At 75.7% G+C, this 22,196-nt stretch carries 8 protein-coding genes; 4 read left to right on the top strand and 4 right to left on the bottom strand.

What is annotated here, in order from left to right; all coding sequences use genetic code 11:
• Positions 1-35: 35 nt before the first annotated feature.
• From IEZ20_RS25255 to IEZ20_RS25240, 4 genes are all read right to left on the bottom strand, one after another.
• Positions 36-1,511: a condensation domain-containing protein gene (locus tag IEZ20_RS25255; protein ID WP_189302654.1), complete on the bottom strand. Its 1,476-nt coding sequence runs from the start codon at positions 1,509-1,511 to the stop codon at positions 36-38.
• A gap of 70 nt (positions 1,512-1,581) precedes the next feature.
• A complete protein-coding gene (gntD, locus tag IEZ20_RS25250) occupies positions 1,582-2,658 on the bottom strand; it encodes a guanitoxin biosynthesis L-enduracididine beta-hydroxylase GntD (protein ID WP_189302652.1) in 1,077 nt (358 codons plus the stop codon).
• Between the two features lie 53 nt (positions 2,659-2,711).
• Entirely contained in the window at positions 2,712-3,602 is an 891-nt protein-coding gene (locus IEZ20_RS25245) for a GNAT family N-acetyltransferase (RefSeq protein WP_229896253.1), read from the bottom strand.
• A gap of 146 nt (positions 3,603-3,748) precedes the next feature.
• On the bottom strand, positions 3,749-7,159 hold the full coding sequence (locus tag IEZ20_RS25240; RefSeq protein WP_189302647.1) for a non-ribosomal peptide synthetase: 3,411 nt from the start codon (positions 7,157-7,159) through the stop codon (positions 3,749-3,751).
• Positions 7,160-7,620: 461 nt separating this feature from the next.
• On the opposite strand from IEZ20_RS25240, the gene IEZ20_RS25235 reads away from it, so the two are divergent.
• From IEZ20_RS25235 to IEZ20_RS25220, 4 genes are read left to right on the top strand one after another with little or no spacing between them, the layout of a single operon-like run.
• Complete coding sequence (locus IEZ20_RS25235; RefSeq protein ID WP_189302645.1) at positions 7,621-8,397, top strand: thioesterase II family protein; 777 nt, start codon at positions 7,621-7,623, stop codon at positions 8,395-8,397.
• Positions 8,390-11,818: a non-ribosomal peptide synthetase gene (locus tag IEZ20_RS25230; RefSeq protein ID WP_189302643.1), complete on the top strand. Its 3,429-nt coding sequence runs from the start codon at positions 8,390-8,392 to the stop codon at positions 11,816-11,818. Before IEZ20_RS25235 ends, IEZ20_RS25230 begins: the two co-directional genes overlap by 8 nt.
• A complete protein-coding gene (locus tag IEZ20_RS25225) occupies positions 11,815-16,611 on the top strand; it encodes a non-ribosomal peptide synthetase (protein WP_189302641.1) in 4,797 nt (1,598 codons plus the stop codon). Before IEZ20_RS25230 ends, IEZ20_RS25225 begins: the two co-directional genes overlap by 4 nt.
• Positions 16,608-22,010: a non-ribosomal peptide synthetase gene (locus tag IEZ20_RS25220; RefSeq protein ID WP_189302638.1), complete on the top strand. Its 5,403-nt coding sequence runs from the start codon at positions 16,608-16,610 to the stop codon at positions 22,008-22,010. The genes IEZ20_RS25225 and IEZ20_RS25220 overlap by 4 nt, the downstream gene beginning before the upstream one ends.
• The last annotated feature ends 186 nt before the right edge of the window (positions 22,011-22,196 follow it).

The raw sequence follows: 22,196 nt of genomic DNA, 5'->3' as shown, positions 1-22,196 counted from the left end.
CCGGTGAGGACGTACGTGCCACGGCCCGAACCCCGCTAGGCGCCGAGGCGGCCGTCCGGGTCGGCGGGCAGGGACGACAGCAGGGTCAGGTAGCGGCCGAGGAGGGCCTCGGCGGTCGCCCGGTCGAACAGGTCCGCGTCGTAGACGAGGTCGACGCGTGCCGTGTCCCCCTGGTCGACGGCGACCAGGGTGAGGTCCCGTTTGGCCCGCGCGCCGCGGTGGGCCGTGGGCGCCCGCAGGGGCGTCATCCGCAGCCCGGCGAACTCGACGGGACGTCCCGCGCCCTCCCGCTCGAAGATCAGCATCGTCTGCAGGAGCGGGTGCCGGCTCTCCGCCCGGCCCCCGGTGACCGCGTCCACCACCTCGGAGAAGGGCACGTCCCGGTCGTCGTACGCCTCCAGGCACCCGGCGCGGACCCGCCCGAGCAGGGTACGGAAACCGGGTGTGCCCGACAGGTCGCAGCGCACGGCGACGGTGTTGAAGAAGCAGCCGAGCACGTCCTCCAGGTCGGGATGGACACGGCCGGCCTCCGGAAGCGTGACGGTGATGTCGTCCTGCCCGGACTCCTGCCGCAGGAGCACCAGGAAGACGGCCAGCAGGACCATCACCTCCGTGGCCTGCGCCTCGCGGGCGAGTTCCCGCAGGCGGCGCCACGGCTCCGGGCCGACGGTCGCGCCGACGGCACCGCCCCGGCCGGTCGGCCGCGGCGGCCGGGGCCGGTCGGCCGGCAGACGGATCTCGCCGGGCATGCCCGCCAGCCGGGCCACGCAGCGGCGCAGGCCCGCCGTCGCGGAGCCGCCGGCCGGCCCGGACCGCTGCCACACGGCGTAGTCCGCGTACTGCAGGCGGGGGGCGGCGGCGGGCGGACGGCCGTTCAGGCGCCGCTCGTAGGCCTCCACGAACTCGGCGAGGAGCAGGCCGGCGGACTGCTCGTCCGTCAGGATGTGGTGCAGGACCAGGCTCAGGACGTGCGCCTCGTCCGCCGTGCGCAGCAGGACGGCCCGGAACAGCGGCCCCTCGGCCAGGTCGTACGGGCGGGCCGCCTCCGCGGCGAGGCGCGCGGCGACCTCGGCCCCGGTGTCCTGCGCGCCCCGCAGATCGGCGAACCCCACCTCCACGCCGCCGTCGCCGGCATCGTCGTGGACGAGCTGGTACGGGACCCCGTCCCGCTCGCCGTACGTGGTCCGCATGATCTCGTGCCGCGCGACGAGGTCCCCGAACGCCGCCCGCAGCACCTCGGTCCGCAGGTCGCCTTCGATCCGTACCCTCAGCGGCACCAAGTAGGCCGCGCCGCTGGGGTCGGCCCGGTGCCGGTGCCACATGTGCTCCTGCGACCAGGACAGCGGCAGCGGGCCCGCGCCGGCGGCACGCGGCGGGATGCGGGCGGTGCCTCCCGGCGCCGGCGGCCGCGCCCGCTCGGCGAGCCGGCGTTCCAACTCGGCACGCTGGTCCGGCGAGAGGCCCGCCAGCCGCTGGGCGAGTGCCGTACGGCGGGTCATGTCCGCTGTCACCGCGACCTCCGAAGTCCGTTGTCACACGTGTGCCGAGGGGTCCGGCGGGGGTGCGGCCGCGCCGCCGGGGTCAGCCGATCGTCCGGGAGGCGGCCGAGGCCCGCCCCGGACGGGTCCTGCGCAGGTCACGCACGATGTTGACGCGTTTGAGCCAGCGGTCCGTGCCGTTGTAGCGCGGATGGAACGGCCGCCGCCCGTGGACGGCGGTGCGGTTGTCGATGAAGGCGATGTCGCCCGGCGCCAGCGGGAGTTCGCGCAGGTTCGCGTCCAGGTGGGCGATCAGCCAGTCCAGTGCCCGCGCCGCCTCGCCGTCACCGGGGGCCACCGAGGTGAAGTCCCGGTCGACGCGCACCACCGGTGCCTGGGGCGGGCCGCTGACCAGGGGGATCGGCGGCGGGCTGCGCCGGGCCAGCGCCACATCGGTCAGTGCGCCGGTCACCTCCCCGGTGTCCGTGCCGCCGGCGGGCGCGTCGGCGTGCGCGTTGTCCGGGACCACGAAGAAGCGCCGTCGGCGCAGCACGTCGACCACCCCCTCCGGTGCCGTGCCCAGATCGGGGACGGCCAGGGTCGTGGGGGTCAGATCGGCGTTGCGCAGGCACAACAGCCCCACCCAGTCGGCCCGGTACGGGGAGAAGGCGTCCTCCGTGTGCCAGCTGAGTTCGCTGTGGCTGCTGGCACTGATCAGGCTGTGCTCCATCCCCTCGGTCGGGACGACGTCACCGACCATCCGTCCCGCCTGCTGGGTCCGCCAGGTGATCGTGTCCCCGAGCAGGGCGCCGAAGAGCATGAGCAGGAACGCGTACGGCAGGCTGGCCGGGGTGTCCGCCGCCTGCCACCCGGCCGGGGTCGGGCCCAGCGCCCCGGAGTCGACGTGGTTGCCGGAGATCACCGTGACCGCCCGGCCGCTGTCCCGGCAGGCGGCGAGCAGGATGTGCCGGGCCCGCCGGGGCAGCGTGTGGGCCAGCACGCCGGCCTCGGCGAGGAAGCGGGGATCGTCGACCCGGCCGTACTCCCGGAGGCACTGGTGCGCCAGGTCGAGGGCCTGCTCGGCCTCGGTGCCGGTGAGGACGCACCGGTGGACGAAACCGTCCGCGCCCGGGTCGGTCACCGGGGGCCCGGGGTGCGGACTGGCATGGGGGATCGGCATCAGAGGTCTCCACAGAAGGGCGGGGCCGGCCGGATGCGGGTGCGGCGGGCCGTTCAGCTGTCGGCGGGGGCGGCGAGCACGGTCCGGGAGGCGAAGTTGCGGTAGCCGGCGCGGTCGAACGCGGCTGCCATGGGACGGTTGACCAGGTCGGTGTCGGCCGTGATCCGGCGGGCGCCCGCGTCGAGCAGGATGCGGGTGGTCTCCGCCAGCAGTTCGTGCACGTATCCCCGGCCGCGCAGGGACGGCACCACGCCGAGGTAACCGACCACGAAGCTCTGGTCGTTGCGGGACGGGACGAGGAAGCCGGCGAGGGTGCCGTCCGGGGTGTGGGCCAGACGCCACCAGTCCCGGTCGCCGGGCATCCCCCGGTAGCCCTCCAGATCGTCCCGGGCCGCCTTCTCCACGCCGTGCTCGGCGACCGCGCGCCGGGTCGTGGTGTCGAGGCTTCCCTCGGCCACCTCGCGGAAGACGCCGAGGAACACCTCGTCGTCCGGTTCGGGCCGGAACACCAGCCGCTCGGGGGCCGCGGGCGGTGTCCGGTCGGCCGTCCACTCGTAGCGGAGCCTGCGCAGCACGTCCGTGAGGCCCGCCGCCGAGGCCGCCCCGATCCGCCAGTCGAGCGCGGCCGCCGACCGGGCCGGGGGCGCGTCGTTGCGGGAGAAGAGGTGGAACTCCGGCAGCCGGGTCATGCCCTGGGAGCGGAACCGCCGGTGTGCCGAGGTGATCAGCTCGGCGGCGAGCGCCTGCCGGTCGCCGACCGACTCGTGCACGTACAGGCAGTCCAGCGCCAAGGGGTGGGCGCCGTCCGGCAGCCCCCACCACACCGCGCGGGCGAGGAACTGCCCGCCGTCCTCGGCTACCCAGATCCACTCCGGCCGGTAGTGGCCGGTCTTCAGCCCGTCTTCGAGCTGGTCGGGGCCGACCCAGTCGATCGGTTCGCTCACGGTGCAGTCGAGAGCACGTGCCGCTTCGCTCGCGGAAAGGGCGCGTACCAGCATGCTGTTCTCCAGGGCGGTGCTAGTCGGGGCAGTACGGGTCGTGCGTCGGTCAGGGGCGGTACGGGTCGTATGTCGGGCAGGGGCACTACGGGTCATTCGTCGGTCAGTTCGGCCAGCAGGGAGTCGAGTTCCGCCTCGTCCAGGGCGGCGGCCTGCAGGGTGAGGACCTGCTCCGCCAGCCGGGCGACAGTGGGCGCCTCGAAGAAGGCGCGCAGCGAGACGTCCACCGCGAACTCCGTCCGCACCCGCGTGACGAGCTGGGTGGCCAGCAGGGAGTGGCCGCCGAGGGCGAAGAAGTCGTCGTCCACGCCGATGCCGTCCCGGTCCAGCAACTCGGCGCAGAGCGCGGCGAGCCGGTCCTCCATCGGGGTGCGCGGGGGCTGCGCCGGGGACGCGGGGGCGTTCCGGCCCGGTGCGGGGAGCGCGGCGCGGTCCACCTTGCCGTTGGCGGTCAGGGGGAGTGCGTCGAGGACGACGACGGCGGAGGGGACCATGTAGGCGGGCAGCCGGTCCCGGACGAAGGAGCGCAGGGCCTCGGGGTCGGCGGGGGTGTCGGGATCCGCCGGGGCGGCTGGGGCTGTCGAGGCCGCTCGGGCCGGCGCCGGGGCTGCCGGGGCCACGACGTCTGCCGGGGCCACGACGTCTGCCGGGGCCGCTACGTCCGCTGGGCCTGCCGGGTCGGTTCCAGGGGGCGTGGCGCGTGCGGCGTAGCCGACGAGTCGCCTGTCGCCCGGACGGTCCTCACGGACGACGGCCACGGCGGCGGACACCCCGGGGTGCTCGGCCAACGCGGCCTCCACCTCGCCGAGTTCGATGCGGAAGCCCCGCAGCTTCACCTGGTTGTCGACGCGGCCCAGGAAGTCGAGGCTGCCGTCGGACCGGTGGCGGGCGAGGTCGCCGGTGCGGTACATCCGCGCCCCGGGCGCCGGGTCGAACGGGTCGGGGAGGAAGCGGTCGGCGGTGCGCGCCGGCTGGTGCAGATAGCCGCGGGCGAGCCCGGCGCCGCCCAGGTACAGCTCGCCGGGCACCCCGGCCGGCACGGGACGCAGGTGGCGGTCGAGGAGGTAGACCCGGGTGTTGTCCAGGGGTCTGCCGATCGGCAGGCCGGAGCCGCCGTCCCCGGTGTCCCCGGGCTCCCGGCCCGGCACGAGGTGCACGGTGGACGTGCAGGTCACCTCGGTCAGGCCGTAGACGTGCAGCAGCGGGACGCCGAGGGCGTGCCAGGCCGCCAGCCGGTCCGCCAGCACCTGCTCACCGCCCATGGCGACCAGCCGCAGCGAGGCCGGCAGGCTCCGGCGGCGGGCGGTGAGGTCGTCCACCCAGGTGTGCCAGTACGCGGTGGTCAGCTCCAGGCAGGTGATGCCGTGCGCCTCCACGTACGCCGTCAGGTCCGTCCCGGCGGCCACGAGGGGGTGGCCGGGCATCACCACGGTCGCGCCCGCCGCCAGGGCCGGGAACACCTCTTCGAGCAGGACGTCGAAGCCGATCGAGGCCAGCTGCAGGAAGCGGTCGTCACGGGTCAGCTGTAACCGTTCGACCATGGCCCGAGTGTAGTTGGCCAGTGCGCCGTGGGTGACGGCGACACCTTTGGGCGTCCCGGTGCTGCCGGACGTGTAGAACACACAGGCCAGGCTCTGCGCGTGGGCCGTCTCCGGCAGGGCTCGGGGCGGCGCGGGCCGGCCGTCGGGCCACGCGCCCAGGACCCGCAGGGCGTCGCCGGCCACCACGCCGTCGAGCGCGCGGGCCGAGGCGGCGTCGGCGAGGACCAGGTGGGGCCGCGCGTGACCGAGGACGCTGCGGAGCCGGGCCGGCGGATACCCGGGGTCCAGGGGCAGGAAGGCCCCGCCCGCCTTCAGGACGGCCAGCATCGCGACCACCAGCTCCGCGGTGGGCTCGGTGACGAGGGCCACGACCGACTCCGGACCGACCCCCTCGGCGGCGAGCCGGAGCGCCAACTCCTCGGCCTCTTCGTCGAGTTCGCCGTAGTCCAGCCGCCGTGTCCCGTCCTCGACGGCGACGGGCGCGGGGGTGTGCCGGGCGCGTCCGGCGATCTGCTCGTGCACGGCGGCGGAGGGGAGCGGGCGGCCGGTGTCGTTCCACTCGGTCAGCACGCGCAGGCGCTCGGCGTCGTCCAGCAGGTCGACGCCGGACAGCGGCCGGAGCGGGTCCGCGCTCACCTGCTCCAGGACCCGGCGGTAGCAGCGGGCGAAGCCGGCCACGGTCGACTCGTCGAACAGGTCCGCGTCGAACTCGAAGCAGGCCGACAGCCGGTCGCCGTCCTCCGTCAGGGTGCAGACGACGTCGGTGAGCGGCGCCACGCCCCGGTCGGTGGCCAGCGGCGCGATCCGCAGGCCGCCGAGGTCGAGCATGGGCACGACGGCGTCCTGGAAGGTGAACATGGCCTGGAAGACCGGCGTACGGGTCAGGTCCCGTTCGCCCGCCACCGCCTCCACCACCCGCTCGAACGGCACGTCCTGATGGCCGAGCGCGCCCAGCACCTCGGCCCGTACCGCCCCGAGCAGCTCGGCGAACGAGGGGTCGCCCGACAGGTCGGCCCGGACGGCGAGCGTGTTGACGAAACAACCCACCAGCTCTTCCAGCTCGATCCGCGTGCGACCGGCGACGGGCGTGCCGACGACCACGTCGTCCTGGCCCGCCAGCTTGCCCAGCGTGAGGTGGAACGCGGCGAGGGCGACGGTGAACAGGGTGACGTCCCGCTCCGCCGCCAGCTTGCGCAGGGCCATGGCGAGCGGGGCGTCCAGCACGATGGTGAACCGGCCGCCCCGCGGTGGACCGGCGGCGCCGCGCGGACGGTCGGCGGGCAGGTCCAGTGGCGTCAGGTCCGCCAGACGCGCACGCCAGTAGTCCAGTTGCCCGTCGAACGCGCCCGCCTCCCAGCGGGCGTGCTGCCAGGCGGCGTAGTCGGCGTACTGGAGCGGCAGGGCGGGCGGTTCGCGCAAGGCCGACACGGGAGTGGCGTAGTACGCGGCGAGTTCGCTCAGCAGCAGGCCGATGGACCAGCCGTCGGCGGCGATGTGGTGCAGCGTCGCCACCAGGGCGTGCTCCTCCTCGCCGAGCCGGACCAGCAGCCAGCGCGCCGGTACGTCCCGCGCCAGGTCGAAGACGCGCTCCGACTCGCTGTCCACGAGGGCCCGCAGCGCCTCTTCCCGGGCCGCTTCACCGGGCAGCGCCGACAGGTCCACCAGGGGCAGGTCCGCCCGCGTCATCTCCCGCACCCGGGGCACCGGCCGGTCCCCGTCCGGCGGGTACACGGTCCGCAGCACCTCATGCCGCCGCATCACCCAGGTGACGGCCCGTCGCAGGGCCTCCTGGTCGAGGGGGCCGGACAGCCGGACGGAGACGGGGACGTTGTAGACGGGCCGGTCCGGAGCCAGCTGCTCGGCGAACCACATGCGCTGCTGGGCGAAGGACAGCACCGGTGCCGGCCCGTGGCGGGCGGGCACGATCGGCCCCGGATCGCGGGGCTCCGGCCGGTGCGTCATGACGCGGGCCGGCCCGTCACGGCCATCCGCCGCGCCGCCACCGGCGCCCGTCGCGCTGCCTTTGCCCCTTGCCGCACCGGCGGCGGTGATCCCGCCGGTGCCCGGAGGCTTCCGCGCATGCCGCACGCCACAGTCCGCAAGGTCATGGACCGACTCTGTCAGGGTGCCAACGGCCCGCCAATCGGGAGTTCTCCTGACTGGCCCCGCCCGCACCCGGAACCGAAGCTGCTCCGTGGGCCGCACCGGCTGCGCTGCCGTCCCTGCCCGCCCCGCCCCGCCCCGTCCCGCCCGCGCGGCCCCTGCGCGGCAGCGTCACGTCGGCAGCACCACGTCGGCAGCACCACGTCGGCCCGGCCCCCTGTCATGGACCCCCCGGCCATGGGACCCCGCCACGGGCCCGGCCCCGGGGTAAGGGAATGTCCCGACTGTTCCCCGCCCGGGCGCGCCAAGACCCTGGCCCCATGAACTCGTTGCGGCTCTGGTACAGGAGCGAGGAGGTCCGGATGTGGCTGCTGTGCCTGCCGCCCGGAGGCGGCGGCGCGCACCAGTTCCGGAGCTGGGCCGACCGGCTTCCGCCGGCCCTGGGCATCGCCGCCGTGGAACTGCCCGGACACGGCGCCCGGTCCGCCGAGCCGCCGTGCACCGACCTGGACGCGCTGTGCGCCGAACTCGCCGCCGAGGTCGTGCCGTTGCTGGGCCGGCCGGTGCTGCTCTACGGCCACAGCATGGGAGCGGTCATCGCCCACGACCTCGCCCAGCTGCTGCGCGCCGAGCGCGGCTGGCGGCCGGCCGCCCTGGTCGCCGCCGCCGGTGACCCGCCGGACCGGCCGCTGCCCGCGGGCCTCGACGCCCTGTCCGACGCGGATCTGACCGGCCTGCTGCGGGCCTGGGGCGGCACCACCGCGGAACTCCTCGACGACCCCCGGTACCTCGCCGAGACGCTCCCCCTGGTCCGCGCCGACCTCGCCCTGGTGGGCGGCCGGGCCGCGGACGAGACGCCGCCGCTCGACTGCCCCGTCCACGTCTACCTCGGCGCGCGGGACACCACCGTCGACGCGCGCCTGGCCGCCGAGGGCTGGGCCGGCCGCACCACGGCCGGCCACACCGTGCGGACCTTCCCCGGAGGCCACTTCTTTCCCCAGCAGTCGCAGGACGAGATGCTCACCGCCCTGGTCGAGGACGCCGACGCCGCCGTGGGCGGCCGGTTGCTCGCGGCAGAAGGAGTCGCACATGGCTGACCCCCGCAGCACCGCGCGGGACCCCCGCAGCACCGCGCAGGACCCCCGGGAACGCGTGGACGCCCTCCCGGCCGAGCGCCGCGCCCTGCTCACCCTGGAACTGGCCCGGCGCCGGTCCGCGGCGAACCGCCCGGTACGCCGCCCGAGGCAGGGCCCCGAACCACGCTTCCCGCTCTCCTACGCGCAGGAACGGCTGTGGTTCCTCGACCAGGCGGACCCCGGCACCACCGCCTACGTCATGCCGGGCGGAATGCGGCTGCGCGGACCACTGGACGAGGAGGCGCTGGGCCGGGCGCTCACCGAGATCGTGCGCCGCCACGAGGCCCTGCGGACCACCTTCCCGGCCGAGGGCGGAAAGCCCGAGCAGTGCGTCGGACGCCCCCGCCCCGTGCCCCTGCCCGTCACCGACCTCGGCACGGCCGCCCCCGAGGAGCAGGAGGCCGCCGTGGCCGAATGCTGCCGCGCCGAGGCGTCCCGGCCCTTCGACCTCACCCGCGACCTGATGCTGCGCGCCCGGCTGCTGCGCCTGGCCGACGACGACCACGTGCTGCTGCTGAGCCTGCACCACATCGCCGCCGACGGCTGGACCCTGGACGTGCTCAAGCACGAGATCGGGGTGCTGTACAACGCCTACCGCGACGGCGTGGAGCACGGCCTGCCCGAACTGGACGTGCAGTACGCCGACTACGCGGTCTGGCAGCGCGCCTGGCTCGACCAGGGGCCGCTGGAGGAGCAGCTCGCCTACTGGCGGGAACGGCTCGGTGACACCCCCGTGCTGGAGCTGCCCGCCGACCATCCGGGCACCACCGAGCGGACCTGGCGGGGTGCCTCGGTGCCGTTCACCGTGCCCGCGCGGCTGTGGCGGGAGGTGGGCGTGCTGGCCGAACGGTCGGGCGTCACCCCCTACATGGTCCTCGTCGCCGCGTTCGCCGTCGTACTGTCCCGGTGGAGCGGGCAGCCGGACCTGGTGATCGGCTCGCCCGTGGCGGGCCGCAGCCACCCCGAACTGGAGCGGCTGGCCGGGTTCTTCGTCAACACGCTGCCGCTGCGGGTGGACCTCTACGGCGCCCCGTCGTTCGCCACGCTCCTCGAACAGGTGCGGGTGACCTGCACCGACGCCTACGCCCACCAGGACGTGCCGTTCGGCCACCTGGTGCAGGCGCTCGCCCCGGACCGCTCCCAGGGGCCGGTCCCGCTCGTCCAGGTGATGCTCGCGCTGCGCGACTCACCGGCCGAGGGACTGCCGCTCGACGGTGTGCGGGCGGAGGAGCTGGAGGTGGTGCTCAGCGGCCGCTCCAGCAAGTTCGACCTCGTCCTCGACCTCGTCGCGGCCGGGGACGGACGGCTGCGCGGCCGGGTGGAGTTCAGCACCGACCTGTTCGCGGACACCACGGCCGAGGCCGTCGGGCGGGCGTTCGTGCACGTGCTGACGGCGGCCACCGGGAACCCGGAGGTGCCGGTGGACCGGCTGCCCCTGCTCTCCCCGGAGGAACGCGACCGCGTCCTGTACGACCTGTCCGGCGACGGCGACGCGAGCGCCGCGGACACCGCCGGCTGTCTGCACCCCCTCATCGACCGCACGGCCGCCCGTCACCCGGACGCCCCCGCGGTGACCTGCGGCGAGGTCACCCTCACCTACCGGGAACTCGTGGAACGCGCCAACGCGCTCGCCCACGAGCTGCGCGACCTCGGTGCCGGCCCCGAACAGCTGGTGGGGGTCTGCCTGCCGAAGTCCGCGGACATGGTGGTCGCCCTGCTCGCCATCCTCAAGGCGGGAGCGGGCTACATGCCGCTCGACCCCCGCTATCCGCAGCAGCGCGTCCGGCTGATGCTCAACGACTCCCGGGTGCCCGTCGTCATCACCGACGCGGCCGTGGCGGCGGGAGGGCTGCTCGCCCCGCCCGACGGCGGCACCGGCCCCCGGCTGGTCCTGGTCGAGGAGTCCACCCGCCGCCGGACCGATCCACCGGCCGACCTCGCCGCCGAACGCACCCTCGCCTACGTCATCTACACCTCCGGCTCCACGGGCGTGCCCAAGGGGTCGGCCAACGAGCACGGCGGCGTCGTCAACACCCTCCTCGGCCTGAACCACCGCCTCGGCCTGGACGCCTCCGACCGCATGCTCGCGATCTCCTCGCTGAACTACGACATGTCCGTGTACGAGATCTTCGGCCCGCTGCTGGCCGGCGGCTGTGTGGTCGTGCCCCGGGACGAGGACGTCACCGACCCCGAACGCCTGCGCCGGCTGCTCGGGGAGGCGGGCGTCACCGCGTGGAGCAGCGCGCCCGCCCTGCTGGAGATGCTGGTGGCCCACGCCCGCGGACACGGCGGCCTGCCGGACAGCGCCCTGCGGCTGGCCGTGCTCGGCGGCGACCGGCCCGCGCCGACCCTGGCCGACCGGCTGGCCGCCCTGGTCCCCGGTGTCCGCCTGTACAACCTGGCCGGCATGACCGAGACGTCGTACTGCACGCTCTACCACCTGGTGCGCCGGCCCGAACCCGTCCCGGGCAGCATCCCGTGGGGCAGGCCGCTGCCCAACCAGCGGGTCTACGTCCTCGACCGGCACGGCGAACCGGTGCCCGTCGGCGTGCGCGGCGAACTGTTCGTCGGCGGCGCGGCCGTACGCCGAGGCTACTGGCGCCGGCCGGCCCTGACCGCCCGGCGGTTCGTGCCGGACCCCTTCGGTGCCGTACCGGGCGGCCGCCTGTACCGCACGGGTGACGCGGCCCGCTGGCGTTCCTCCGGCGAGCTGGAGTTCCTCGGCCGCCTCGACCACCAGGTGAAATTGCGCGGCCTGCGCATCGAACCCGGGGAGATCGAGGTCGCGCTCGCGGCGCACCCGGACGTGGAACGCGGAGTGGTGCTGCTGCGCGGGGAGGCGCCGGACCAGCGGCTGGTCGCCTACCTCACCGCCTCCAGCCCGCTGCCGCCCAGCTCAGGGGAGCTGCGCCGGTTCCTGCGGGAGCGGCTGCCCGAGCACATGGTCCCGTCGGCCTTCGTCCTGCTGGACCGGCTGCCCCTGCTGCCCAGCGGCAAGCTCGACCGCTCCGCGCTCCCGGACGTCGCACCCGTCCGCCCCGAGGCCGTCGCCTACGTCGCACCGGCCGGCCCCCTGGAAGAGGTGCTGGCCGGCATCTGGGCCGAGGTGCTGAAGGTGGACCGGGTCGGCGCGGGCGACGACTTCTTCGAACTCGGCGGCCACTCCCTGCTGGTGACCCAGGCGGTCTCCCGGATCCGCGACCTGTTCCGGGTGGACCTCTCCATCCGCGGCTTCCTCGCCGCCAGCACCCTGCCCGCCCTGGCCGCCCACCTGCGGGTGACGGCGGACACGCAGGGCGTGGACGCCGACCGGGTCGCACGCCTGGTGCTCCAGGTGGGCGCCATGTCCGAGGAACAGGTGAAAAGGAGCCTGGCCGAATGAGCGCCCGCCTCACCGCCGACCAGCGCAGGCTGCTGGACCGGCTCCTCGAAGAAGAGGCCGGGCAGGCCGGGCGGCCGGAGCGCGCCGGGCAGCCGGGCCGGGCGGCGCTCGTGCCGGGTGCCGCCGACCGGACACGGTCCGAACTGTCCTTCGCCCAGCAGCGGATCTGGTTCTTCGACCGGGTCCGGCCCGGCTCCTCCCTGTACACCATCAGCGGCGCCGCACAGCTGCGCGGAGCCCTCGACACCCGCGTGCTGCGCCGCGCCCTGGACGAGGTGCTGCGCCGGCACGAGTCGCTGCGCACCACCTTCCCCGGCGAGCACGAGCCCTGGGCGCGCGTGGAGGAGGCGGGCCCCGTCGACCTGCGCGAGACGGACCTGTCCGGCCTGCCGGAGGAGCGGCGCTCGGCGGCCGTGCGGGAGCACCTCGCCGCGGAGGCGGCGCGCCCGTTCGACCTGGCCCGCGACCGGCTGCTGCGCTGCGCGCTGTTGCGGCTCGCCCCGGACGAACACCTCCTGCAGCTGTCCATGCACCACATCGCCGCCGACGGCTGGTCGCTCGGTGTCCTCATCGGCGAACTCGGCACCCTCTACGAGGCGTTCCAGCAGGGACGCCCCTCGCCGCTGCCGGACCTGGGCGTGCAGTACGCCGACTTCGCCCGCTGGCAGCGGCAGCTGACCCGGGAACCCCGCCACACCGAGCTGCTGGAGAAGTGGACCGACCGGCTGGCCGGGGCCGCCCCGCTCGACCTGGTGACCGACCGGCCCCGGCGCACCGAGGAGTCGTACGCGGGCGGCTGGGCCGATCTGGAACTGCCCCCGGAACTGGTGGCCCGGATCAAGCGGTTCGCCGACCGGGAGCGGGCCACGCCCTTCATGGTGCTCTCGGCCGCGTTCGCCGCGCTGCTGGCCCGCTGGGCCGGCCGGGCCGAGGACGTCCTGCTGGGCTGCGCGGTCGCCGGACGCGACCGCACCGAGATCGAACCGCTCATCGGGTTCTTCGTCAACACCCTGCCCCTGCGGCTGGACCTGAGCGGGAACCCCTCGCTGCGCACCCTGGTGGGCAGGGCCAGGGAGGCCTGCACCGATCTCTACGCCTGGCAGGAGGTACCGTTCGAGCGGATCGTGCAGGCCCTGCGGCCCGAGCGGGACCCGGGCGCACGGGTGCCGCTGGTACGGCACATGCTGGTCCTGCACAACACTCCCCGCCCCCGCCTGCACCTGCCGGGCCTCGAGGTGGCCGTCCTGCCGGTGCAGACCGGGACCGCCAAGTTCGAGCTGGAGATCGAGCTGGCGCCCACCCCGGACGGCGGCCTCACCGGCTGGATCGAGTACGCGCGGGAACTGTTCGACGAGTCCACCGTCACCCGGCTCGCCCACGGACTGCGGCTGCTCCTGGCCGACGGCGTGGACCGGCCGGACACCCCGGTCCGGGACCTGAACGTGCTCGGCGACGAGGACCGCGACCTCGTGACCCGGTACGCGTGCGGCACACCGGCGTACGACGTGGCCGGGCAGAGCCTGCCCGGGCTGTTCGAGCGGACGGCGGACGAGCGGGCCTCGGCCCCCGCCGTGGTGCACGACGGCGAGGTGGTCTCCTATGCCGAGCTGGACCGCCGTGCGAACCGGGTCGCCCACGGCCTGCGGGCGCGGGGCGTGGGCCCCGAGGACGTGGTCGGGATCGCCGTGCCCAGGTCGGCGGACGCGATCGCCGCGATGCTCGGGGTGCTCAAGGCGGGAGCGGCCTGGCTGCCCCTGGACCCCGCGCTGCCCCCGCGGCGCCTTGCCCGGCTCGCCGCCGACGCCGCGGTCCACGCGGTGCTCGCCGACACCGGCACGACGGCCCGCCGCCTCCTCGCCGCCGCACGGGAGGAAGGGCAGCCGGCGCCGCCGCCCGTCCTCAGCCTGACGGACGAGGAGATCCGCCTCGCCCCCGAAACCCGCCCCGGCGTCACGGTCCTGCCCGGCAACGGCGCCTACGTGCTGTACACCTCCGGATCGACGGGACGTCCGAAGGGCGCCGTGAACGAACACGCGGCCGTCGTCAACCGGATCCGGTGGATGCAGGACCGGTACCCGCTCGAACCCGGCGAGGCGGTCCTGCACAAGACCCCGCTCGGTTTCGACGTCTCCGTCTGGGAATGGCTCTGGCCGCTCGCGGTGGGAGCCCGCGTCGTGGTGGCCGACGGGGACGGGCGCCGCGACCCCGCCGTCCTCGCCGGGCTGATCCGCGAACACGCCGTGACCACCTGCCACTTCGTCCCCTCGATGCTACGGATCTTCCTGGACGACCCCGCGGCCGCCGGCTGCGCAGGGCCACTGCGGCGGATCGTGTGCAGCGGAGAGGCCCTGCCGCCCGGACTCGCGGCCCGGGTCCAGGAGGTGCTGCCCGGGGTGGCCCTGCACAACCTGTACGGTCCGACCGAGGCGGCCATCGACGTCACCGCGTGGACCGTGCCCGAGGGCCTCGACCCCGAGGCGTGGGCCCGGCTGCCGATCGGCACGCCGATCGCGGGCGCGCGGACGTACGTCCTGGACGAGCGGCTGCGTCCCGTGCCGCCCGGCCTGCCCGGAGAACTCTTCCTCGGCGGACTCCCCGTGGGCCGCGGCTACCGCGGGCGCCCCGCCCTCACCGCGGACCGCTTCCCGCCCGACCCCTTCGAACCCGGCCGGCGCCTGTACCGCACCGGAGACCGGGCCCGCTGGCTGCCGGACGGCACCCTCGACTTCCTCGGCCGGCTCGACTCCCAGCTCAAGATCCGCGGCCAGCGCATCGAGCCCGGCGAGATCGAGACGGTGCTCGGCGCCCACCCGGCCGTCGAGCGGGCGGCGGTCGAGCCGTACCGGGACGCGGCGGGCGACCTCCAGCTCGCCGCCTACGTCGGCCTGCGCGCGCGGGCGGCCGGTCCGCGCGAGGAGCCCTCCGTCGAGCACGCCGCACACGTCGACCGGTGGCGCACCGTCTTCGACGCGACCTACCGGGACTCCCGCCCCGAGGACCCCACGTTCGACACGGTCGGCTGGGTGGACTCCGCCACCGGCGACCCCATCCCCGACACCGAGATGCGGGCCTGGGTCGAGGAGACGGTGGCGCGGATCGGCGCGCTGCGCCCGCGCAGGGTGCTGGAGATCGGCTGCGGCACCGGGCTGCTGCTGTTCCGGATCGCCCCCGACTGCGCGCTCTACCACGGCACCGACGTCTCCGCCGAGGTCATCGAGCGGCTGCGCCCCCACACCGAGCGGTTCGCCGGCACGCACGTGCAGCTCTCGCGGCGGGCCGCCGACGACTTCTCCGGCCTGCCCGCGGGCGGCTTCGACACCGTGGTCCTCAACTCGGTCGTCCAGTACTTCCCCGACGCCGAGTACCTGGTGCGCGTGGTGCGCGGGGCGCTGTCCCTGCTCGCCCCGGGCGGTCACCTGTTCCTCGGCGACGTACGCAACCTGCTCCTGCTCGACGCGCTGCACACCTCCCTCCTCCTGCACCGGCTCCCGCCCGACACCCCCGTGCGCGCGCTGCGCCGGCTGGTGGCGCGGCAGGCGGCACGCGAGGAGGAACTCCTCGTGCACCCCGCCCTGTTCGAGGCGGTGGCCGGCACCGACGCCGACGTCACCGTCCTGGCCAAGACCTCGCCGTACCGCAACGAACTGACCCGGTTCCGCTACGACGTCGTCCTCACCGCCCGGCCGCCCGGGGCGCCCCCCGCCCCGGCGACCGACTGGCGGCCCTGGCCCGGACCGGCCGCGCTCCCCGGTGCCGGCGAGCCGCGCCCCTTCGGCTGGCGCGCCGTCCCCGACGCCCGGCTGGCCGCGGACCTGCACGCCGTCCGCGCGCTGCGCGCGGCGGGCGACGACCAGACCGTCGACGACCTGCGCCGCACCCTGGCCACCGGCCCCGACACCCCCGCCGCCGACCCGGCCGCCCTCGCCGAACACACCCGCACGACCGGCCGCACGATGACGCCCCGCCTGGGAGCCGAACCGGGCACACTGGACCTGGAGTTCTCGGCTCCCGCCTCGGGACCGGCGGCCTCCGCTACGGCGTCCGTGGCTCCCGTCCCGGGGCCGCCGGCTCCTGCCCCGGCGCCCGCGGCCACCGCCGCCTCGGGGGCCGCGGTTCCCGCCTCGGGGTCTCCGGTTTCTGCCTCGGCGTCTGCGGTTTCCGCCTCGTCACCAGCGGCTTCCGCTTCGGCGCCCGCGGGTTCCGCCCCGACACCGGCGGGCTCCGCCACTCCCGCCCCGCTGCCCACCCCCCGCGGGGACACCGGTGGCTGGGCCGCGTACACCAACGACCCGCAGCGGGCGGCACGTGAGCGGCTCCTCGTCGCCGGCCTGCGCGAGCACCTCGCCCGGACACTGCCCGACTTCATGGTCCCGGCTTCGCTGGTCGTCCTGGAGGAGTGGCCGCTCGGCCGCACCGGCAAGCTGGACCGTGCCGCCCTGCCCGCGCCCGACGGACTGCGCCCGACGCTGGCCACCGGATTCGTGGCGCCGCGCACCGCGACCGAACGAGCGGTGGCGCGGGTGTGGTGCGAGGTCCTCGGGGTCGACCGCATCGGTGTCCACGACGACTTCTTCGCCCTGGGCGGCCACTCCCTCCTGGCCGTCCAACTGGTCGGCAGGCTGCGGGCGCTGCCCGGCGGCGAGCTGTCCGTCGGCGCCCTGCTGCGCGCCCCCACCGTCGCCGCCGTCGCCGACCTGCTGGACCGGGCCGCGGACACGGCGGCGAAACCCGTGCCCATCCAGCGCGCCGCACGACACCTGATCGGCGAACACGAGGCGGAGGAGGGCCGATGAGCGCCGGCTTCGTGGAACTGCTGCGCGAGCGGGCCGCGACGGCGCCGCACCGTCTCGCCCTGGAGTTCGTGCTGGGCGAGGACGCCCGGCTGCCTCTGGACCACGCCGCACTCGACCGGCGGGCCCGTGCCGTCGCCGCGCTCGTCCAGGAGCACGTCAGCCCGGGGGCCCGGGTCCTGATCGTGCATCAGCCGGGGCCGGACTACGTCAGCGCCTTCCTCGGCTGCCTGTACGCCGGCGCGGTGGCCGTGCCCGTCTACCCGCCCACCGGAGCGCGCGGCCGGGAACGGCTGGCCGCCGTGATCGCCGACGCCGGCGCGGAACTCGCCCTGGCCGACGGTGAATTCCTGTCCGGGCCGGGCGGGGCGCGGGAGGAACCCGGTGCGGACGGTACGGTGCACTGGGCGGCCGGAGACGCCGTCGACCCGGCCCGGGCCGAGGACTGGACCGAGCACCGCCCCGCCCTGGACGACCTGGCGTTCCTCCAGTACACCTCCGGCTCCACCGGGCGCCCCAAGGGCGTCATGGTCAGCCACGGCAACCTGGTGCACAACTCCGCCGTCATCGCGCGCGCCCTCGGGCTGACCGAGGACAGCCGGGGCGTCAGCTGGCTGCCGCCGTACCACGACATGGGGCTGATCGGCGGCATCCTGCAACCGCTGCACACCGGCTTCCCGTGCACCCTGCTGTCCCCGCTCGCCTTCATGTACCGTCCGGCACGCTGGCTGGACGAACTGACCCGCACCCGCGCCACGGTCACCGCCGCACCCGACTTCGCCTACGGTGAGGCGGTCCGGCGGGTCACCCCCGAGGAACGCCGCGTCCTGGACCTCTCCGCGTTGCGGCACGCCCTGGTCGGCGCGGAACCGGTGCGCGGCGCCACCCTCGACCGGTTCGCCGAGACCTTCGAGAGCACCGGCTTCCGCCGGTCGGCCTTCGTCCCCTGCTACGGCCTCGCCGAGGCGACGCTCTTCGTCTCCGGCAGGGCCCGCGGCACCGGCGACGCGGCCCGGCTGCGGGTGGAGCGCGCCGCGCTGGACGCGGGCCGGGCCGTCGTCGCGCCCGACGGCCCGCGGACCCGCGAACTGGTCGGCTGCGGCTGGGCCGCCGGCGAGGACGTCATGCTCGTGGCCGACCCCGCCACGGGCCGCCCGCTGCCCGACGGCGAGGTGGGCGAGGTGTGGGTCAGCGGGCCGACGGTGGCGCTCGGCTACTGGCAGCGGCCCCGGCAGACCCGCGACACCTTCGCCGCCCGCGCCGACGGCCACCCCGGACGCGCGTTCCTGCGCACCGGGGACCTGGGCTTCCGGTACGGCGACGACCTCTTCCTCACCGGCCGCGACGACGACCTGATGATCGTCCGGGGGCGCAACCACTACGCTCCGGACCTCGAACAGACCGCGGAGGCCGCGCACCCGGCGCTCCGGCCCGCGCGGAGCGCCGCGTTCGCCGTGGACGACGAGGCCGGCAGCCGGATCGTCCTGGTCCACGAGGTCCGTGGGCGGCCGTCCGGTGACGACGTCGCCGGGATCACCGCGGCGGTACGGCAGAGCGTGGCCGACGGGCACGGGGTGAGCGTCGACGAGGTCGTCCTGGTGCGGCTCGGCGCGATCCCGCGGACCAGCAGCGGCAAGATCCGCCGGGCGGAGTGCCGTACCCGATGGCTGGCCGGTCACCTCCCGCCCATCGCCGCATCCCCGGCGGCCCCGGCCACCCCGGCCGCCCCGGCCGTCCGGGCGGAGCCGACTGCCCCGCCCGCCTCCGCCGCGCTGCCCTCCGGCCTCCTCCGGCTCGTCACCGCCGAGCTGGGAACGTCACCGGCCGCCCTCGACCCGGACGTACCGCTGGTCGCGCAGGGCCTGGACTCGCTGCGCGCAATGCGGTTGCTGGCGGCGCTGCGGGAGGAGCACAAGGCCGCCGTGTCCCTCGCCGCCCTGCTCGGCGGACTCACCCCCCGGGAACTCGCCGGCCTCCCGCAGGAGGAGCAGGACGGACCCACCGCCGACGGACCCCCGGGGCTGACGGCCGCTCAGGAGCGGATGTGGCTGCTGGACCGGATGGGAGCGGGCGGCGCCTACCACATCGCGGGCGGACTGGACCTCACTGGACCACTGGACAGCGAGGTGTTCCAGGAGTGCCTCGTCCGGCTCCTCGCCACGACACCCGTGCTGCGCTCGGTGTTCCCGGCGGGACCCGACGGTCTGCCCACGGTGGAGGTCCGGCCGGCCGACGACAGCCCTCGGCCGGCCGTGGTGGACCTGTCCGGTCCCGTGGCGGACCCGCCCCCTCCCGCAGCGCACTCGCCCGGTCCCATGGCGGACTCGCCCGGTCACCTGGTGGTTGCACCCGGTCCGCACGACGACGCCGGCCGTGAGGCGCGTGCCCGTGAACTCCTCGCGCGACTGGCGGCCGAGCCGTTCGACCTCGCCGCCGGTCCGCTCGTACGGGTGCTGCTGGTCCGGCTGGGGCCGGCGCGCTGGATGCTCGGCCTCGTCGCCCACCACATCGTGCTGGACGGCTGGTCCCTGGGCCTGCTGCTGCGCCGGCTCGCCGAGGACTACCGGCGGGCGACACAGGGCGGGGCCCCGCCGCGCCCGGCCGCCGGCAGGCCACCGGCGCCCCACCCCGCCTTCGGCGAGGCCGACGCCGCGTTCTGGCGGGGGCAGATCGGCACGGCACAGCCGGTCGCCCTGCCCACCGACCGACCGGCGCCCGCCCTGCCGACCTGGCGCGGGGCAGCGGTACCGGTCCACGTCGACGCCGACCTCGCCGGCCGGCTGCGCGCGCTGGCGGCGGAGCACGCGGCCACCCCGTTCATGGTGCTGATGGCGGCGTTCGGGGTGCTGCTCGGCCGGTGGAGCGGCCAGGACGACATGGTGGTCGGCACGGTCGTGTCCGGCCGGGGGCGGGCCGAGGACACCGCGTACGTGGGTCTGCTGGCCGACACCGTGCCGATCCGCGTCAGCCTGCGACCGCGCGACGACGGCCCGGCGCCCGCCCCGGCGGACTTCGCGACCGTCCTCGACCGGGTGCGCGCCGCCTGTCTCGCCGTCCACGGCCACCCGGGAAACGCGTTCCACGACATCGTCCGCGCGCTCGGCGGACGGCCCGACGGCAGCCGGGCCCCCGTCGTCCGCACGCTGCTGGTGCTGCAGAATCTCCCCGTCGAACCCTGGGAGGCGGCGGGCGTCCGGGCCGAGCCGTTCGAACTCCCCTCGCCGGGCGCCCAGTTCGAACTCTCGGTGCATCTGGGCGAGCGTCCGGACGGCTCGCTCGCGGGCCACGCGGTGTACGCCGCCGACCTCTTCGACGAGGCGACCGTGGCCGGTCTCATGGACCGCCTGCCGAGCCTGCTGGCCGCGTTGCTCGCCCGGCCCGCCACCCCTGTCGCCGACCTGCCGCTGCTGACGGACGAAGAGGCCCGGGAACGGGTGCGCGCCGTCTGCGACGGCGGTCCCCCCGCCCTCGGCGAGGGCATCGTGCACGACCTCCTCCAGCGGGTTGCCCGTGACCACCCGGACGTCCGGGCGGTCGTCTGGGACGAGGGGGCACTCACCTACCGCGAGCTGATGACGCGCGTGCGCCGTCTGGCCGCCCGGCTGAACGCGCTCGGCGTCGGCCCGGACCAGCCGGTGGCCGTGTGCCTGCCCCGCTCGCCGGGCCTCGTCGTCGCGGTGTGCGCGGTACTGGTCGCGGGCGGCGCCTATGTGCCGCTCGACCCCACCCACCCGCCGGCCCGGCTCGCCCGGCAGCTGACCGGCACCTCCCCCCGGGTGCTCATCGGCACGGAGGAGACGGCGCGCCGCTCGCTGTCCGCACTCGGCGACACCGCCACCGCACCGGCCGTGCTCGGCCCGGACCCCGCGGACGAGCCGCTCGCCCGGCAGGAACCGGCGCCCCGGGTGCGGCCCGCACACCTGGCGAACATCCTGCACACCTCCGGCTCCACCGGCGAACCCAAGGCGGTCATGACCACGCACGCCGCGCTCGCCAACCGCCTGGTGTGGGTGCACCAGGAGTACGGGCTGCGCCCCGGCGAGGCCGTGCTGCACAAGACACCGGTGAGCTTCGACGTCGCCGGCTGGGAACTCCTCGCCCCGCTGACGACCGGCGCCACCGTGGTCCTGGCCCGCCCCGAGGGGCACCGCGACCCCTCCTACCTCGCCCGCCTGATCACCCGGCACGCGATCACCACCTGCCACTTCGTGCCGTCCATGCTCGACGCCTTCCTGGAGGAACCCCTGGCGGCGTCCTGCGCGTCCGTGCTGCGCCGGGTGGTGTGCAGCGGTGAGGAACTGACCGTGGCCCTCGCCGAGCGCTTCGCCCGGGTTCTGCCCGGGGTCCGGTTGCACAACCTGTACGGGCCCGCCGAGGCGGCCATCGACGTCACCGCCCATCCGGTACCCCTGCCGCCGGACGCGGGCGCCCGCCTGCCCATCGGGCGGCCGATCGCCGGCACCGAGGTGTACGTCCTGGACGCCGCCGGACACCTCGCCCCGCCCCTGGCGCCGGGCGAGCTGTACATCGGCGGGCTCGCACCGGCCCGCGGCTACCTCGGGCAGCCGGCGCTCACGGCGGAGAGGTTCGTCCCCCACCCCTTCGTCCCCGGTGCCCGGCTGTACCGCACCGGTGACCGCGGGCGCCACCTGCCCGACGGGAGGCTGGAGTTCCTCGGCCGGGCCGACCGGCAGTACAAGATCCGCGGACAGCGTGTGGAGGCCGGGGAGATCGAGACCGTCCTCGGCCGCCATCCCGCGGTCCGGGCCGCCGTGGTGGCGGCCCGTCCCGGGCCGGACGGCCGGCCCCGGCTGCTGGCCTGGGCGGTCGCCGGGACGGCCCCGGCACCGGACCCCCGCGAACTGCGCGCCTTCCTGGCCGAGCGGCTGCCCCCCGGGCTGCTGCCCGACGCCGTGTGCCTGGTGGACCGGCTGCCGGTCGGACCGCACGGGAAACTGGACGTGGCCGCGCTGCCCGAACCGAGCGCCCACGAGGTCGCCGGCCGCCCGGGACCGCAGGCCCGGATCGCCCCCCGCGACGCCGTGGAACGCACGCTGGCCGGCATCTGGAGGGAGGTGCTGGGCAGCGAACAGCCCTCCGTCACCGACGACTTCTTCGCCCTCGGCGGCCACTCGCTGCTCGCCACCCGGCTCGCCGTGCGCATCCGCGCCGTGTTCGGGCTGGAGCTGCCGGTCGGGGAGCTGCTGGGCGGCGGCCCGCTGACCATCGAGCGCCTGGCCGCCCTGGTCCAGACCCGCCAGCTGGCCCAGACCGACGGCGAGGAACTGGACGAAGTGCTGGGCTGGCTGGCCGAGTTGTCCGACGACCAGGTGGCGCAGCTGCTGGCCGGCGAGGGGCAAGCCCGGCAACTCCCCGACACCGCACCGGACACCCGGCCATGAGGGCTGTGCGGGAGCTTCCCGACTCTCGCCCGGCCGCCCCGGCTGGCAAGCTGCCGTCAAGATCACCCGACGTGCGAGCGGAGCGTTCCCGCCGCACGCCGCGCACGGCACACGACAAGCACCACGCCGCTCGCAGCGCGGCACGCATCGCGCACCACGCGGCACGCAGCACGTACCGAACCGGAC

Origin of the sequence: Streptomyces cinerochromogenes (genome assembly GCF_014648635.1) — a bacterium.
Lineage (GTDB): Bacteria > Actinomycetota > Actinomycetes > Streptomycetales > Streptomycetaceae > Streptomyces > Streptomyces cinerochromogenes.
Note: the sequence above shows the minus strand (reverse complement) of the source record. Positions and strands in the feature narration are given on the sequence as shown.

What these genes read in the sequence shown, in the direction of transcription:
- gntD (WP_189302652.1), bottom strand. Translation starts at nt 2,658, where the DNA reads ATGCCGATCCCCCATGCCAGTCCGCACCCCGGGCCCCCGGTGACCGAC.
- IEZ20_RS25240 (WP_189302647.1), bottom strand. Translation starts at nt 7,159, where the DNA reads ATGACGCACCGGCCGGAGCCCCGCGATCCGGGGCCGATCGTGCCCGCC.
- IEZ20_RS25235 (WP_189302645.1), top strand. Translation starts at nt 7,621, where the DNA reads ATGAACTCGTTGCGGCTCTGGTACAGGAGCGAGGAGGTCCGGATGTGG.
- IEZ20_RS25230 (WP_189302643.1), top strand. Translation starts at nt 8,390, where the DNA reads ATGGCTGACCCCCGCAGCACCGCGCGGGACCCCCGCAGCACCGCGCAG.
- IEZ20_RS25225 (WP_189302641.1), top strand. Translation starts at nt 11,815, where the DNA reads ATGAGCGCCCGCCTCACCGCCGACCAGCGCAGGCTGCTGGACCGGCTC.
- IEZ20_RS25220 (WP_189302638.1), top strand. Translation starts at nt 16,608, where the DNA reads ATGAGCGCCGGCTTCGTGGAACTGCTGCGCGAGCGGGCCGCGACGGCG.